This is a genomic window from Bradyrhizobium sp. IC4059 (genome assembly GCF_020193615.1).
GTDB lineage: Bacteria > Pseudomonadota > Alphaproteobacteria > Rhizobiales > Xanthobacteraceae > Bradyrhizobium > Bradyrhizobium yuanmingense.
In genome coordinates, this window is sequence record NZ_JADYVH010000001.1 from 780,207 (window position 1) to 795,283 (window position 15,077).

The 15,077-nt window shown below is 64.6% G+C and carries 13 protein-coding genes; 6 read left to right on the forward strand and 7 right to left on the reverse strand.

What is annotated here, in order from left to right; genetic code table 11:
- The first annotated feature begins 76 nt into the window (after positions 1-76).
- Genes I6F12_RS03675 through I6F12_RS03685 form a run of 3 tightly spaced genes read left to right on the forward strand, consistent with a single transcriptional unit; the run spans position 77 to position 3,906 of the window.
- Complete coding sequence (locus I6F12_RS03675; protein ID WP_225155520.1) at positions 77-1,258, forward strand: ABC transporter permease subunit; 1,182 nt, start codon at positions 77-79, stop codon at positions 1,256-1,258.
- 2 nt (positions 1,259-1,260) lie between these two features.
- Positions 1,261-2,370, forward strand: coding sequence for an amino acid ABC transporter permease (locus I6F12_RS03680; protein WP_225155521.1), 1,110 nt, complete (start codon positions 1,261-1,263; stop codon positions 2,368-2,370).
- Between the two features lie 39 nt (positions 2,371-2,409).
- Positions 2,410-3,906, forward strand: coding sequence for a hypothetical protein (locus I6F12_RS03685; RefSeq protein WP_225155522.1), 1,497 nt, complete (start codon positions 2,410-2,412; stop codon positions 3,904-3,906).
- A gap of 66 nt (positions 3,907-3,972) precedes the next feature.
- Here I6F12_RS03685 and I6F12_RS03690 read toward each other — a convergent pair whose 3' ends face one another.
- Positions 3,973-5,391, reverse strand: coding sequence for an amidase family protein (locus I6F12_RS03690; protein WP_225155523.1), 1,419 nt, complete (start codon positions 5,389-5,391; stop codon positions 3,973-3,975).
- 126 nt (positions 5,392-5,517) lie between these two features.
- The gene (locus tag I6F12_RS03695; protein ID WP_225155524.1) at positions 5,518-6,294 is read right to left on the reverse strand and encodes an SDR family oxidoreductase; all 777 of its coding nucleotides are present in this window, start codon (positions 6,292-6,294) and stop codon (positions 5,518-5,520) included.
- Positions 6,295-6,446: 152 nt separating this feature from the next.
- Here I6F12_RS03695 and I6F12_RS03700 point away from each other — a divergent pair, with 152 nt between their 5' ends.
- Positions 6,447-7,520, forward strand: coding sequence for a tartrate dehydrogenase (locus I6F12_RS03700; RefSeq protein WP_036004872.1), 1,074 nt, complete (start codon positions 6,447-6,449; stop codon positions 7,518-7,520).
- Between the two features lie 247 nt (positions 7,521-7,767).
- On the opposite strand, the gene I6F12_RS03705 is transcribed toward I6F12_RS03700, so the two are convergent.
- The 5 genes from I6F12_RS03705 to I6F12_RS03725 form a co-directional block, all read right to left on the reverse strand.
- Positions 7,768-8,409, reverse strand: a complete 642-nt coding sequence (locus I6F12_RS03705) for a suppressor of fused domain protein (RefSeq protein WP_225155525.1) — start codon at positions 8,407-8,409, stop codon at positions 7,768-7,770.
- 164 nt (positions 8,410-8,573) lie between these two features.
- A complete protein-coding gene (locus tag I6F12_RS03710; RefSeq protein ID WP_036004878.1) occupies positions 8,574-9,647 on the reverse strand; it encodes a malate/lactate/ureidoglycolate dehydrogenase in 1,074 nt (357 codons plus the stop codon).
- A gap of 11 nt (positions 9,648-9,658) precedes the next feature.
- On the reverse strand, positions 9,659-10,570 hold the full coding sequence (locus I6F12_RS03715) for an NAD(P)-dependent oxidoreductase (RefSeq protein ID WP_036004881.1): 912 nt from the start codon (positions 10,568-10,570) through the stop codon (positions 9,659-9,661).
- Positions 10,571-10,582: 12 nt separating this feature from the next.
- Positions 10,583-11,833 carry a Zn-dependent hydrolase gene (locus I6F12_RS03720; protein WP_109144482.1) on the reverse strand — a complete coding sequence of 417 codons (1,251 nt, stop codon included), beginning with the start codon at positions 11,831-11,833 and terminating at the stop codon, positions 10,583-10,585.
- Positions 11,834-11,865: 32 nt separating this feature from the next.
- Positions 11,866-12,783: a LysR family transcriptional regulator gene (locus tag I6F12_RS03725; protein WP_036004923.1), complete on the reverse strand. Its 918-nt coding sequence runs from the start codon at positions 12,781-12,783 to the stop codon at positions 11,866-11,868.
- Between the two features lie 120 nt (positions 12,784-12,903).
- Between I6F12_RS03725 and I6F12_RS03730 the strand changes: the two genes are divergently transcribed.
- Complete coding sequence (locus tag I6F12_RS03730) at positions 12,904-13,719, forward strand: putative hydro-lyase (protein WP_036004926.1); 816 nt, start codon at positions 12,904-12,906, stop codon at positions 13,717-13,719.
- A gap of 89 nt (positions 13,720-13,808) precedes the next feature.
- Entirely contained in the window at positions 13,809-15,053 is a 1,245-nt protein-coding gene (locus I6F12_RS03735; protein ID WP_192893276.1) for an ABC transporter substrate-binding protein, read from the forward strand.
- The last annotated feature ends 24 nt before the right edge of the window (positions 15,054-15,077 follow it).

Here is a 15,077-nt window from a genome sequence, read left to right on the forward strand (position 1 = left end):
TGCATGAAGTTGAGTTCGGTGCAACAGTTGACGTGCGTCGCCGGAAATCGCTGCATTTGAAGAAGGATTTTGTGCTGTGACCGCCGATCATCCCAGGCCGCCGCCGCGCCGCCGTTTCGTGCTCGGCCGCAACGAATTGAAGGGCCTGTTCTGGCAGGTCCTGGTGGTCGGCATCGCGGTCGCCGTGATCGCCTTCCTCTGGTCCAACACCGTCACCAATCTGTCGGCTCGTCGCATCACGACCGGCTTCGCCTTTCTCGGCCGTGAGGCCGGCATGCCGATTGCCGACAGTCTGCTCGACTACAATCCCGGGGATACCTATCTCTGGGCCTTCGTCGTCGGCGTCGCCAACACCTTGCGCGTCGCCGTGATCGGCATCGTGCTCGCGACGATCCTGGGCACGCTGATCGGAATCTCGCGCCTGTCGTCCAACTGGTTGCTGTCGCGGCTTGCCGCGGTCTATGTCGAAACGCTCCGCGACATCCCGCTGCTGCTCCAGCTGCTGTTCTGGTACGTGCTGATGCAGGCGCTGCCGGCGGCGCGCGCCGCGTGGCGGCCGGTCGAGGGCGTGTTCCTCTCTAATCGCGGCCTGATCCTGCCGGCGATCCCGTTCGGGCCGCCGCAGCTCACGGTGCTCGGCACAGCGGTGCTGGGCTGTGCGGTGTTCTTCCTCTTCCGTCGCTGGCTGGTCGCGCAGCAGATGCGCGACGGCAAGCCGCGGCCGGCCTGGCCGTCTGCGCTCGGCCTCATCGTCGTGGTGCCGGTGGCGGTCTCGCTGGTGCTCGGCGTGTCCTGGACGATCGAGTGGCCGCAGCTGCGCGGCTTCAATTTCGTCGGCGGGCTGACGCTCGCGCCGGAATATTTCGCGCTGCTGATCGCACTGGTGACCTACACCTCCGCCTTCATCGCCGAAATCGTGCGCAGCGGCATCCAATCGGTGCCGCGCGGGCAATGGGATGCCGCCAACGCACTCGGCCTGCGGCGCAGCTTCCTGCTGCGGCAGATCATCTTGCCGCAGGCGTTGCGCGTGATCGTGCCGCCGATGACGAGCCAGTACCTCAACCTGACCAAGAACTCCTCGCTCGCGGTCGCGATCGGCTACCAGGACGTGGTCTCGATCGCCAACACCACGTTGAACCAGACCGGGCAGGCGATCGAAGCGATCGCGCTGATCATGGCGGTGTTCCTGACCATCAGCCTTTCGATCAGCTTCTTCATGAACTGGTACAATGCGCGCATCGCGCTGGTGGAGCGCTGATCATGACCGCGATCACGGACATCCCCGATGCACCCCGCGCCGCTCGCCGACCGCAGCTGCGCAATCCGGTGCTGCACTGGCTGCGTAAGAACCTGTTCTCCTCGATCCCGAATGGGATCATCACGATCCTGCTGCTGGTGCTGCTCGCCAAGGGCATTTTCAGCTTCGTGCAATGGGGCATCGCCAATGCGGTCTGGCTGACGCCCACGAGCGATTCCAGCGCCTGTCGCGCCGCGCGCGGCGTCGGCGCCTGCTGGGCCATCATCCCCGAGAAGTACCGCTTCATCCTGTTCGGCACTTATCCGTTCGACGAGCAGTGGCGGCCGGCGCTGTCGGTCGTGCTGTTCATCGCGCTGTACTATCTCTCGACCCGCCGCGCGCTGTGGCGGCGCGAGCTGGTCTATCTCTGGATCGGCGCACTGGCGCTGATCAGCGTGCTGATGTGGGGCGGCGTGCTCGGCCTATCCTTCGTCTCGCAGGACCGCTGGGGCGGCTTGCCCGTGACGCTGATCCTGGCGACGTTCGGTCTCGCCGTCGGCTTTCCGCTCGGTATCCTGGTCGCGCTCGGCCGGCGCTCGAAGCTGCCGGCGATCCGCTCGCTCAGCGTGCTCTACGTCGAGCTGATCCGCGGCGTGCCGCTGGTGAGCCTGCTGTTCATGGCCAGCGTGATGTTTCCGCTGTTCATGCCGGCCGGATTCAACATCGACAAGCTGTTGCGCGCTCAGATCGCGATCATCCTGTTCGCCGGCGCCTACCTGGCTGAAGTGATCCGCGGCGGGCTTCAGGCCGTGCCGCGCGGGCAATATGAGGCCGCCGACGCGCTCGGCCTGTCCTACTGGCGCAAGCACCGCTTGATCATCCTGCCGCAGGCGATCCGCCACGTCATCCCGCCGCTGGTCAACACCTTCATCGCCTTCTTCAAGGACACCAGCCTGGTGCTGATCATCGGCATCTTCGATCTGCTGACGACGGCGAAGACCGCGATCATCGATCCGGCCTGGCAGCAGTATTCGGTCGAGGTCTACATCTTCGTGGCCGCGATCTACTTTGTCTTCTGTTTCGCGATGTCGCGCTACAGCCGGAGCCTGGAGGCGCCGACAGCACCGAAGTGACGTTCCTGGTTTGGTGCCGCTTGTTTGCGCTTGCACCGATTGCCGGTCTTGCTCTCTAATACCGGAGGTTGCTCCTGCGGTCGACTTGGCGAGGCTGTCATGCGCGTGGCCGTTTTGCGGCAGTTCACCGCCGCCCAGATCTGCGTCCTGATCTTCACGACCACTCTTGGCGTGTCATCGTGCGCCGCCGAGGGGTTACGGCGCTATCGCGCGCCGATCGGTGAGAGTTCGATTTCGGGAATTTCGTCGGGCGCGTTCATGGCCGTTCAGTTCGGCACGGCGTGGTCGTCGGTGATCAAGGGCGTCGGCGTGGTCGCAGGCGGCCCTTACTGGTGCGCAAAGGCGGACGCGTTCGACGCCGTCACCTGGTACTGGGGGCCGATCCGGCGGGCCACGGGTGCATGCATGAAAGGGCCGGCGTCGGATCTGAATCCGAAGGATTTTACGGCAAAGGCCGACGCGAAGGCCGCAGCGGGCGAGATCGACCCTCTCAGCAATGTCGGCAGGCAGAAGATCTATCTCTTTCACGGCTACAATGACGCGGTCGTCGACAAGGCGGCGACCGATGCGGCCGCCGATTTCTATCGCCATTATCTCGGGGATGCCAATCGCGGCAACTTGTTCTATCAGGCCACGCTCGGCGCGGGCCACTCGTTCGTCGTGGCGAAACAGGGCGCACCCGGGCTCAACGACTGCAAGGCCAACACGGCGCCCTATATCGACCAATGCGGCTATGACCAGGCCGGCGTCATCCTGCAGCATATTTACGGCCGCCTGAATCCGCCCAACCCCGCGCAGCTTGCAGGTTCGGTGAAGAGCTTTGATCAATCGATCTATACCACGCCGCATCTGCCCGACGCGTTGAGCATGGGCGATACCGGCTATGTGTTCGTGCCCAGGGATTGCGAGCAGGGCAGTCCGTGTCGCGTCCACGTCGCGCTCCACGGATGCAAGCAGGACGTCGCCGATATCGGACGCAAATTCGTGGATGAGGCCGGCTACAATGAGTGGGCGGACACGAACCGCATGATCATTCTCTATCCGCAGACCAAGACCAGCCCATACTGGCCAAGCAATCCGCAGGCCTGTTGGGATTGGTGGAGCTACGTCAACCATCAGGATAGCTACGTGACGAAGTCCGGATCGCAAATCAAGGCGATCAAGGCGATGCTGGATGCGCTCACCGCCGCTGCCGCGGCGCCCGCCGGCGCGACCGCGCCCTCGCTATCTGCACCGCAATCGCTCACGGTGATCGATACGTCGGATAGCGGCGCTGACCTGGCCTGGTCTCCAGGAGCCGACGGAGCGACCTACCGGGTTTCGCGTGCGGGGCCAGATGGTGCGTTCCAGGCGGTTGGCGACGTGACAGGCGCTAGCTTTGGGGATTCCGGTCTGGCGCCGCAAACAACATATCGATGGCGTGTCTCGGTCATTCTGAACGGGGCGGTGGGCCCGAGCTCCGACGAGGCGACCGGCACCACGCGGTCGACGCCTCCTCGCTGCGATAATCCTGGCTCCTGCCCGATCGCCAAATAGCGAACCGAGCAACCGTTCTGCGTGCCGCGCGATGACTGGAGGGTGCGACGGGAAGTCGTGCTGCGCTCACCCATGTCCCTTCGGATCGATCGGCGTCGTGCCGCGCAGGCCGAGAATATCCTCCAGCACTTTTGCCCCGGCAATCACCTGCGCGTCGGCGCGCGGCGCGCCGACCACCTGCACGCCGACCGGAAGGCCCGAGGCCGTGAAGCCGCAGGGCAGCGAGAGAGACGGGCAGCAGGCCAGCGTGATGGCGTAGACGATGCCGAGCCATTCGATGTAGTTGTCGAACCTCTTGCCGGCGCATTCGGCGACATAGCGATGCTCGATCGGGAAGGGCGGAACGATCGTGGTCGGGGTCAGCAACAGATCGTAACTCTTGAAGAACTCGACCGCCCGCGCCGTCATGCCGACGCGCTGCGCCTCGGCGCGCGCGAGTTGCTCGACCGTGAGCTTGAGGCCTTCCTCGATGTTCCAGATCACCTCGGGCTTGAGCAGGTCGCGTTTGGTGCGCAGCAGATTGGCCTTGGTGATCGCGAAATCGAAGGCGCGCAGCACGTGAAAGCATTCATGCGCCTCGCGCCAATCCGGATGCGCCTCCTCGACGATGGCGCCGGCTTCGGCGAAACGTTCCGCCGCCTTGCGGGTGATCGCCTTCACTTCGGGATCGACCGGGGTGATGCCGAGATCGGGCGAATAGGCGATGCGCTTCGGCCGCTTGCCCGCCTGGGCCGCCGACAGGAACGAGGTTGAGGGAGCCGGCAGCGACAGCGGATCGTCGGCATAGTCGCCGCTCATGGCGTCCAGCAGCAGCGCGAGATCCTCGACGTTGCGCGCCATCGGACCGACCACGCCGAGATTGCGATCGATGCCGGACTTCGGGGTATGCGCGACGCGGCCGATGCTCGGCCGCATGCCGACGACGCCGCAGAAGGCCGCGGGGCTGCGCAACGACCCGCCCATGTCGGAGCCCTGGGCGAGCCAGGCCATGCCGGTCGCAAGTGCCACCGCCGCGCCGCCGGAGGAGCCCGCGGCCGATTTCGTCGTGTCCCAGGGATTGAGCGTCGCGCCGAACACCTCGTTGAACGTGTTGGCACCGGCCCCGAACTCCGGCGTGTTCGACTTGGCGTAGACGACCGCGCCGTTGGCCTCGAGGTTCTCGACCATGAGGTCAGACTTCGCGGGGATGTTATCCTTGAAGATCGGCGAGCCCTGCGTGTTCAACACGCCTGCAACGTCGGTCAGATCCTTGATTGGCACCGGCAGCCCGGCGAGCAGCCCGCGCGCGCCCGCCGGCTTCTGCATCAGTGTCTTCGCACTCTCCCGCGCGCGATCGAAGCACAGCGTCGGCAGCGCGTTGACCTTGCCGTCGACCTCCTTGATGCGCTTCTCCACTACGTCCAGGAGCTCGAGCGGCGAGACGTCGCCCGAGCGCAGCTTGTCGACGACGGTGCAGGCGGTTTCGCGGATCAGATCCTGAGACAATTAGTTTACTCCTGTGCTTATTCGAGGCTCGTCATTGCGAGGAGCGAAGCGACGAAGCAATCCAGACTGGTTGCTGCAGAGGCATTCCTGGATTGCTTCGCTGCGCTCGCAATGACGAGAATAGAGTTAACCCCACCCGGCGCTGATGCCGCCGTCGACGGTGTAGATCACGCCCGACGTATAGCCGGCGCGATCCGAGGCCAGGAACGCCATGAGGTCGCCGATCTCGCGCGCATGCGCGGGACGGCCGAGCGGCAGGCTCTTCTGGAATTCCTTGTAGCGGCTCTCGTCGCCGAACTGGTGCTTGGCCCGCGTCTTGAGCAGGGTGACGTGGCGGTCGGTGCCGACGGGGCCGGGATTGATGCCGACCACGCGGATGTTGTCGGCCAGGCTCTTGCCGCCGAGCGCCCGTGTGAACGCCATCAGCGCGGCATTGCCGGCGCTGCCGCAGATGTAGTTGGCATCGAACTTCTCGCCGGCCGCGCCGATGTCGTTGACGATGACGCCGCCCCCCCTGGCTTTCATCTGAGCGTAGACGTAGCGCGTCAGGTTGATATAGCCGAACACCTTCAGTTCCCAGGCGTGCCGCCAGGTCGCCTCGTCGATCTTGTCGATCGAGCCGCCCGGGATGTCGCCGGCATTGTTGACGAGCACGTCGATGTCGGCGGCTTCCTTCGCCAGCCGGGCCACGTCGTCCTCCTTGCGCAGATCGACGATGCTCGTTGTGGCGTCGATCTGGTGCGCGGCGCGCAAGCGGTCGGCCAGCGCCTTGAGCTGATCGCCGCTACGCGCCGCGAGGAGGAGATGCGCGCCTTCCTCGGCGAAGGCCTCGGCGGCGGCTGCGCCAATGCCCTTGGACGCGCCGGTGATCAGGACGCGCTTGCCGCGCAGATGCAGATCCATGGGGTACTCGTTCGTGGGAACAGGATCAAATCAGTAGGCGCTTGGCCGCGCCATGGTCAACATTGCAGTGCAGCGTTGCACTGCCGCCGCGTTTGGTCCATTGCAGTGCAGTCAGAAGGCGGCGACTGCCGGACCAACCAAGGACGTTCTCGATGAGCAAGAAACAATACCGGATCGCGGTCATTCCCGGCGATGGCATCGGCAAGGAGGTGATGCCGGAGGGCCTGCGCGTTTTGGAGGCGGCGGCGAAGAAGCACAACGTCTCGCTGCATTTCGACCATTTCGACTTCTCCTCTTACGACTATTACGAGAAGCACGGCCAGATGATGCCCGACGACTGGAAGGAGAAGATCGGCAAGCACGATGCGATCTATTTCGGTGCGGTCGGCTGGCCGGCCAAGATCCCGGACCACGTCTCGCTGTGGGGCTCGCTGATCAAGTTCCGCCGCGAGTTCGACCAGTACGTCAACCTGCGCCCGGTGCGGTTGATGCCCGGCGTGCCGTCGCCGCTGGCGGGGCGCAAGCCCGGCGATATCGATTTCTGGGTGGTGCGCGAGAACACCGAAGGCGAATATTCCTCGGTCGGCGGCCGCATGTTCCCGGACACCGACCGCGAGTTCGTGACGCAGCAGACGGTGATGACCCGTACCGGCGTCGACCGCATCCTGAAATTCGCCTTCGAGCTCGCGCAGTCGCGGCCCAAGAAGCACCTGACCTCGGCGACCAAGTCCAACGGCATCTCGATCACCATGCCCTATTGGGACGAGCGCGTGGAGGCGATGGCCAAGAAGTTTCCAGGCGTGAAGTGGGACAAGTACCACATCGACATTCTCACCGCGAACTTCGTGCTGCATCCGGACTGGTTCGACGTCGTGGTCGGCTCCAACCTGTTCGGCGACATCCTCTCCGACCTTGGCCCGGCCTGCACCGGCACCATCGGCATCGCTCCGTCCGGCAACATCAATCCCGAGGGCGATTTCCCATCCGTGTTCGAGCCGGTGCACGGCTCGGCGCCCGACATCGCAGGCCAGGGCATCGCCAACCCGATCGGCATGATCTGGTCCGGCGCGATGATGTTCGAGCATCTCGGCGAGAAGGAAGCCGGCAAGTCGATTGTCGAGGCGATCGAGCGCACGCTCGCCGAACGCACGCTGCGCACCAAGGATCTCGGCGGCAATGCCGACACGACGGCGTGCGGCAAGGCGGTTGCGGATATGGTGGATTAGTTCGCCGCTTCACCCTCTCCCCTTGTGGGAGAGGGTGGCTTCGATGCGAAGCATCGAAGACGGGTGAGGGGTCTGTTTCCGCAGAGGCAGACCTATCAGCCGTAGAATTGTTCGCCGAGAGAACCCCTCATCCGGCGCCATAGCCGAAGCTTCGCTTCGGCGTTCTTAGGAACGGCGGCCCAAGGCCGCCTATGCCACCTTCTCCCACAAGGGGAGAAGGGAACGGCAGCAGTGCTTTGGCCTACGACTACACATACGACCTCCGCGCCGGATCGAAGATCGGCGGATAGTCGTTCTCGTCGAGCAGATCGAGAAACGGATCGAGCCCCCTGGACTTGATCAGCCCGAGCTCCTGATGCGAGATCAGGTTCACGGTCAGGATCTCCACCGGATCGCTCGCAATCTCCAGCGCCTCGGCGATCTCCTTGTCGGGGCCGATGATCGGTGTGAGCAACAGGAACGTCTGGAAGTCCGTTCCTGCAACCGGCGGCCACGGAAGCGCGACGCGATGGCCGAAGCCGAACCAGGTCGTGTCGATGAACGGCAGATTGGCCAGCCAGCGCAGATTGGCGCAAACGTCCTGCGTTGGCTCGCGGACATACCACATCAGCTCGGCCCGGGGCTTTGCGTCCCCGGGGACGCCGTGCATCCGTTGCTCGCTCATGCCGTTGGTGAGAAGGACATAGCCTTCGTCGGAGCCCTCCTGGCAGACCGGGACGAAATCGCGGCCGAAGGCGTGGATGTCGATGCGGCGCTCTGCGTTATCAGTGAATGTGCGCTCGGGCTCGCCAAGCTCGCTCTCGTAGATGGCGAGCCGTTGCCGGTAGAGATCGGATCCGGGCGACGGAAGGTTTGAGCCGGACACGAATTTTGCGAGACGGGAGAGCATGCGAACCTCGGGCGGATGCAATCGGATATCCGCATTGTCGCAAGGTCATGCGGGGCGGTTCAAACCCGTGCCGTGCGCACGTCGACATTTCGCCGCCGTCCAGTCTCTCTTGCGCGATTGGTCATGAGGCGCGAGGCGACGCCGAGGAGCGCGCCTCGCTCCGATCAGCTCGCGATCTTCTCGATCGCCGTCTGTTCCAGCCCGAACTTCTTCCCGGCATCCAGGATCTCCTGCCAGGTGGTTGGGTCGACCGGGATGCCCTCGGCGAGACGTTTCTTCTTGATCTCGCGCTCCGGCTCGCCCGCGATTCTGACCTTGTCGACGCCGGGGGCAGGCGGCGAGCCGGTGTGCCAGCTCACGAAGCTCTCAACTTCGCGTGCAAGGTTCTCGCCGGTGCCGAGCTTGCCCGGATCGATGACGATCGAGAGCATGCCGTTAAGGACGTTGTACTTGCCGTCGGACGAGCCCTTGACCACCTGGCCGCCGGAGAGCGCGCCGCCGAGGATCTCGCACACCAGCGCAAGGCCCGAGCCCTTGTGCTCGCCGAACGGGAGGATGGCACCGTAGGGCGGGATCACGGTGTAGCGCGGATTGATCGTGGGCTTGCCCTCGTGATCAATGATGGTGCCGACCTCGAGCTCGACGCCCTTGTTATGGGCAACACGGGTCTTGCCCTGCGCGATCCTGCTGGTGGCGAAGTCGAGCACGATCGGATCCTTGCCGGCGCGCGGGATGCCGACGCAGAACGGATTGGTGCCGTGGCGTGCGTCGCTGCCGCCCCAGGGCGCCACGATCGGGCGCGAGATCACGTTGACGAAGTGGATCGAGACCAGCCCGTGGTCGATGCACTGCTCGGCCCAGTGGCCGATGCGGCCGATGTGATGCGAATTTGAGAGGCCGACAAGGCAAACACCGTTCTTCTTTGCGCGCTCGGCCGCGAGCTCCATCGCTTCATGGCCGATCACCTGGCCGTAGCCGGTGAGGCCGTCGAGGGTGAGAAGCGGGCCGGTGTCGAGCACGATCTTGACGTGCGAGTTCACGGCGAGGCCGCCATTGGTGACGCTCTGGACGTAGCGCGGAATCATGCCGACGCCGTGCGAGTCGTGTCCCTTCAGATTGGCTTCGACGAGATTGGTGGCCACGAGCTCGGCCTCGCGGTCCGAGGAGCCGCCGGCCCTGACGATGGCATGGATGGCCTTGGTGAGCGACTCTGCCTTGATGATGCGATAGTCGGCCATTGTTGTTGCTCTTATCCCTTCACGATCCGGCGGCAATGGACCAACGCCGCTTCAATCAGGTTCTCGCTCGCCTCCGGTGTGCGGAAGGCCGAATGCGCCGACAACGTCACGTTCGGCAGCTTCGTCAGCGGATGATCGCCGGGCAGCGGCTCGATGTTGAAGACATCAAGGCCGGCGTGGCGGATATGGCCGGACTTCAGCGCCTCGATCATGGCGGCCTCGTCGACAACAGCGGCGCGGGCGGTGTTGATGAGAATGACGCCGCGTTTCATAGCAAGGATCTTCTCGCGCGTGATCATGCCGCGCGTCTCGTCGTTGAGCAGCAGGTGCAGCGACACCACGTCGCTTCTCGCCAGCACGCTGTCGAGATCGGTAAATTCGACCCCCGGATAGCTCTTCGGCGAACGGTTCCAGGCGATCACCTTCATGCCGCTGCCGGACGCGATGCGCGCGACCTCCGCGGCGATGCCGCCGAAGCCGATCAGGCCGAGCGTCTTGCCGGTGAGCTGCATGCCGTCCTCCCGCAGCCAGTTCCCGGCGCGCATCTCGCGGTCCATCATCGCAATGACGCGGGCCGACGCCCACATCAGCGCGATCGCGGATTCCGCAACCGCCGTGTCGCCGTAGCCCTTGATCAGATGCACGGAGATGCCGAGCTCGGCGAGCTCTTCCGGATTCATGTAGCTGCGCGCGCCGGTACCGAGGAACACGACGTGCTTCAGCCCGGTGCATTTCTTCGCGACTTCGGTCGGCAGTGCGGTGTGGTCGACGATCGCGATCTCGGCGCCGTCGAGAATATCAGGATATTGCTCGGGCGTGATGTCGGGATTCCTGTTGATCCGCACCTTGGGATCACCAGGCTTCCCCAGCCGCTCCATGATCACGGCCAGCGATTCATTGGCGTCGACGAAAACTCCGCGCATGGTTCTCTCCGCTCAGGATGCGACGCCGGCGACTGCCAGCACGGTATGCATGAGGACGTTGGTGCCCGCGGCGCAGTCGCCCTGCGTCGCATCCTCCAGCTCGTTGTGGCTGATGCCGTCCTTGCAGGGCACGAACACCATCGCCGCCGGCATGATCGTGTTGAGGTTGCAGGCGTCGTGGCCGGCGCCGGAGGTGATGCGGCGCGAGGAATAGCCGAGCGTCTTAGCGGCGTTCTCGACGGCAGCAATCAGCTTCGGATCGAAATGCGTCGGCGGCTTGCGCCATACCAGATCGATCTTGACCTCGACCTTGCGGCGCGCGGCGATCTCGGCGATTGCCGCCCGCAGATCGCGGTCGAGCGCATCCATGATGGCGCCATCGGCACTGCGGCAGTCCATGGTGAAGGCGATCTCGCCGGGAATGACGTTACGCGAGGGATTGGCGATGACGGCCTCGCCGATGGTACCGACGGCGTTCGGTCCGTGCTTCCTCGCAATCGACTCCATCGCCAGCACGATTTCGGACAAGGTCGCCAGCGCATCGCGCCGCAGCGGCATCGGCGTGGAGCCCGCATGGCTCTCGAAGCCGGAGATCTTGCCGTCGTACCAGAGCACGCCCTGGCCGGAATCGACCACGCCGATGGTCTTGCCTTCGGCTTCCAGGATCGGCCCCTGCTCGATGTGCAGCTCGACGAAGCAGCCGAGCTTCTGGAAGCCGACCGGCTTGTCGCCGCGATAGCCGATGCCGTCGAGCGCCTGGCCGACGGTGGTGCCCTCGGCGTCCTTGCGCGACAAAATGTCGTCTGTGGTGAAGTCGCCGACATAGGCGGCGGAAGCCATCATCGCCGGTGCGAAGCGCGAGCCTTCCTCGTTGGTCCAGTTCACGACGCAGATTGGCGCCTCGGTCTCGATGCCGGCATCGTTCAGCGTGCGGATCACCTCCAGCGCGCCGAGCGTTCCCAGGATGCCGTCATACTTGCCGCCGGTCGGCTGGGTGTCGAGGTGCGAGCCGATGCCGACGGGCAGCTTCGACATGTCGCGGCCCTTGCGCAGGCCGAACTGTGATCCGAGCGCGTCGACGTGGACTTCCAGTCCGGCATCCTCGCAGGCCTTGCGGAACCAATCGCGCACCTGCTTGTCTTCCTGGCTCAACGTCAGCCGCCGCACGCCGCCTTTGGCCGTCGCGCCGAATTGCGCGGTCTCGTGGATGGAGCCCCACAGGCGGGCGGAATCGATTTGCAGGTTGGTCGCGGCTCGGCTCATGCGGTCGTTCTCTCTTTTGTCCGGCGCCTTTTTCAATGACGCGCCTGTGCGGGCGCGTCAACCGCGAGGCTGCTCTGCGCAATTTGCCGTGCAAGCTCGGCGACGCGCTCCACGGCGACGACATCGGGCGAGGCCAGCCAGCTCGCGGTGAAGGTCAGCGGCGCGATGGAAAGATCGGTGTCGAGCAGCTGCAGCCGTCCGTCGGCGAGCTCGTTCTCGACGATGGCGTCGGGGATCACGGCGATGCCAAGGCCCTCGACCGCCATGTGGATGACGGTCGCCAGCGAAGCGGACGCATGCAGGCGGATCGGCGGCAGCTCCGGCCGGTCGAACACCTCGCGCACGACCTCGTAGGGCTTGGTCTTGCGCGGGAAGGTGATGATCGGAAACCGCGCGAGGTCCGCCGGCGTCACCGGGCCCTTGCCGAGCCCGAGCGAGGGACTCGCGAGGAAGCCGATCGGATAATCGGCGAGCACGCGGTTGTGCACGCCGGAGGCGGACAGCGGTCCGACCACGAAGGCGAGCTCGATCTCCTGTGCGAGCAGGCGCGCGGTGAGGTTCGGCGTGATGTCGACCTCGATCTCCAGCGACAGGTTCGGATAGACCTCGTTGACGCTCTTGACGAGCCGCGGCAGCCAGGTGTGCACGATGGTCTCGGCGACGCCGAGCCGCATCACGCCGCGCATCGCCGAAGCATCGCCGATCTCCGCCATCATCGCAGCGCGCAGGCCGATCAGCTTCTCCGCGTAGACCATCATCTGCCGGCCGCTCGGGGTCGGGGAGGCGATGCGATGGTCGCGGTTCAGGAGCTTCACGCCCATCTCGCGCTCGAGCTGGGCGATGCGCTGGGAGATCGCCGGCTGGGTGGTGTTGAGGCGTTGCGCGGCGCCGCGGAAGCTGCCGAGCTTCACGACCCATAGGAACGTCTCGATCGACCTGAAGTCCAGCATTGGAAGGATTTTCCCAATCGATAAATCAGATTTATCGAGATTGATTAGAAACGAAGATTAGACTTTATAGCACGCTTGGTGTTGGCTTGTCTTTGTCGAGTTTATAGGCAGGTCGATCACATGACTGTTTTGGTGGCAGCGCAGCAAACTGAAACACCCGACGCCCTCCCGAGCCGCAAGGCCCGGCTCGCCTACCGCGAGGGGCTGGTCGCCTCCACCGCCGGCGTCGCTCCCGGATATGTCCAGGGCAATCTGGCGATCCTGCCGGCGGAGTATGCCGGTGCCTTCCACCGCTTCTGCCAGCTCAATCCCAAGCCGTGCCCGATCATCGGCATGTCCGATGTCGGCAGCCCTTACATCCCCTCGCTCGGCGCCGATCTCGACATCCGCACCGACGTTCCGCGCTACCGCGTCTGGCGCGACGGCGAGGTCGTGGACGAGCCGACCGACGTGAAGAGCTATTGGCGCGACGATCTCGTCACCTTCGTGCTCGGCTGCTCGTTCTCGTTCGAGGAGGCGTTGCTCGAGGAGGGCATGCCGATCCGCCACATCGAGAAGAACGTGCGCGTGCCGATGTACCGCACCAACATCGCCTGCGGTGTATCAGGTCCGTTCGCCGGTCCCATGGTGGTGTCGATGCGTCCGTTCAAGCCGGCCGATGCGATCCGCGCGGTGCAGATCACCTCGCGCTATCCGGCCGTGCACGGCGCGCCCGTGCATCTCGGCCATCCGCATCTGATCGGCATCAAGGATATCGCCAAGCCCGACTACGGCGATCCGGTGCCGGTCGCCGACGACGAGATTCCGGTGTTCTGGGCCTGCGGGGTGACGCCGCAATCGGTCATCAACGCCGCGAAGCTGCCGTTTGCAATCACGCATTCGCCCGGCCTGATGCTGGTGACCGATCTCAAGAACAGAAACATGGCCGTGATTTAGTGGGCAGCATCTGCTGCTTCTTCAGGCTTTACCGCATCCACCAATCGCTTCATTCGATCAGCCGAAATTCAGTAACAGGGGACTTTGCCATGACGATCACTCGCCGCGACGTGTTGTTGGGGGCCACCGCCACTGCCGCCCTCGTGCCGCTGGCGGCGCGCGCACAGAGTTCGGAAGTCGTGATCGGCGTGATCTATCCGTTCTCCGGCGGCAGCGCGCAGCAGGGCGTCGACGCGCAGAAGGCCTATGAGACCGCGCTCGAAGTCATCAACAAGGACAGCGATTTCGACCTGCCGCTGGCGAAGGGCGAAGGCCTGCCGGGCCTCGGTGGCGCCAAGATCCGCCTCGTGTTCGCCGACCACCAGGCCGATCCGCAGAAGGGCCGCGCCGAGGCCGAGCGCCTGATCACGCAGGAGAAGGTCTGCGCCGTCGTCGGCACTTACCAGAGCGCGGTGGCCGTCACCGTCAGCCAGATCTGCGAGCGCTATCAGGTCCCGTTCCTGTCCGCCGACAATTCCTCGCCGAGCCTGCACCGCCGCGGCCTGAAATATTACTTCCGCGCCTCGCCGCACGACGAGATGTACTCGGCTGCGATGTTCGACTTCTTCGACGCCATGAAGAAGAAGGGCACCAAGATCGAGACGCTGTCGCTGTTCCACGAGGACACCATCTTCGGCACCGATTCCGGCAATGCCCAGACCAAGATCGCCGGCGAGCGCGCCTATAAGATCGTCACCGACATCAAGTATCGCGCCAACTCGCCCTCGCTCTCTGCCGAGGTGCAGCAGCTCAAGACCGCCAATGCCGACGTGCTGATGCCGTCGAGCTACACCACCGACGGCATCCTCCTGGTCAAGACCATGGCCGAGCTCGGCTACAAGCCGAATGCGATCGTGGCGCAGGACGCCGGCTTCTCCGAGAAGGCGCTCTACGATGCCGTCGGCGACAAGCTCGAAGGCGTGATCTCGCGCGGCACCTTCTCGCTCGACCTCGCGCAGAAGCGGCCGATGGTCGGCAAGATCAACGAGATGTTCAAGGCCAGGTCCGGCAAGGATTTCAACGACCTCACCTCGCGGCAGTTCATGGGCCTGATCATCCTCGCCGACGCCATCAGCCGCGCCAAGTCGACCGACGGCGAGAAGATCCGCGACGCGCTTGCCGCGACCGACATCCCGGGCGAAAAGACCATCATGCCCTGGAAGCGCGTCAAGTTCGACGAGATGGGCCAGAACAACGACGCCGATCCGGTGCTGCTGCAATATGTCGGCGGCAAGTTCGTCACCATCTTCCCGCCGCAGGCCGCGATCGCCGAGGCGATCTGGCCGATGAAGTAAGAGCTGCGGAGGGCAGCGGAGCAG

Excerpts from the sequence above, each read along its gene's own strand:
- I6F12_RS03710 (WP_036004878.1), bottom strand. The coding sequence starts at position 9,647 with ATGGCCGACTATCGCATCATCAAGGCAGAGTCGCTCACCAAGGCCATC.
- I6F12_RS03715 (WP_036004881.1), bottom strand. The coding sequence starts at position 10,570 with ATGCGCGGAGTTTTCGTCGACGCCAATGAATCGCTGGCCGTGATCATG.
- I6F12_RS03695 (WP_225155524.1), bottom strand. The coding sequence starts at position 6,294 with ATGGATCTGCATCTGCGCGGCAAGCGCGTCCTGATCACCGGCGCGTCC.
- I6F12_RS03725 (WP_036004923.1), bottom strand. The coding sequence starts at position 12,783 with ATGCTGGACTTCAGGTCGATCGAGACGTTCCTATGGGTCGTGAAGCTC.
- I6F12_RS03700 (WP_036004872.1), top strand. The coding sequence starts at position 6,447 with ATGAGCAAGAAACAATACCGGATCGCGGTCATTCCCGGCGATGGCATC.
- I6F12_RS03705 (WP_225155525.1), bottom strand. The coding sequence starts at position 8,409 with ATGCTCTCCCGTCTCGCAAAATTCGTGTCCGGCTCAAACCTTCCGTCG.
- I6F12_RS03735 (WP_192893276.1), top strand. The coding sequence starts at position 13,809 with ATGACGATCACTCGCCGCGACGTGTTGTTGGGGGCCACCGCCACTGCC.
- I6F12_RS03720 (WP_109144482.1), bottom strand. The coding sequence starts at position 11,833 with ATGAGCCGAGCCGCGACCAACCTGCAAATCGATTCCGCCCGCCTGTGG.
- I6F12_RS03730 (WP_036004926.1), top strand. The coding sequence starts at position 12,904 with ATGACTGTTTTGGTGGCAGCGCAGCAAACTGAAACACCCGACGCCCTC.
- I6F12_RS03680 (WP_225155521.1), top strand. The coding sequence starts at position 1,261 with ATGACCGCGATCACGGACATCCCCGATGCACCCCGCGCCGCTCGCCGA.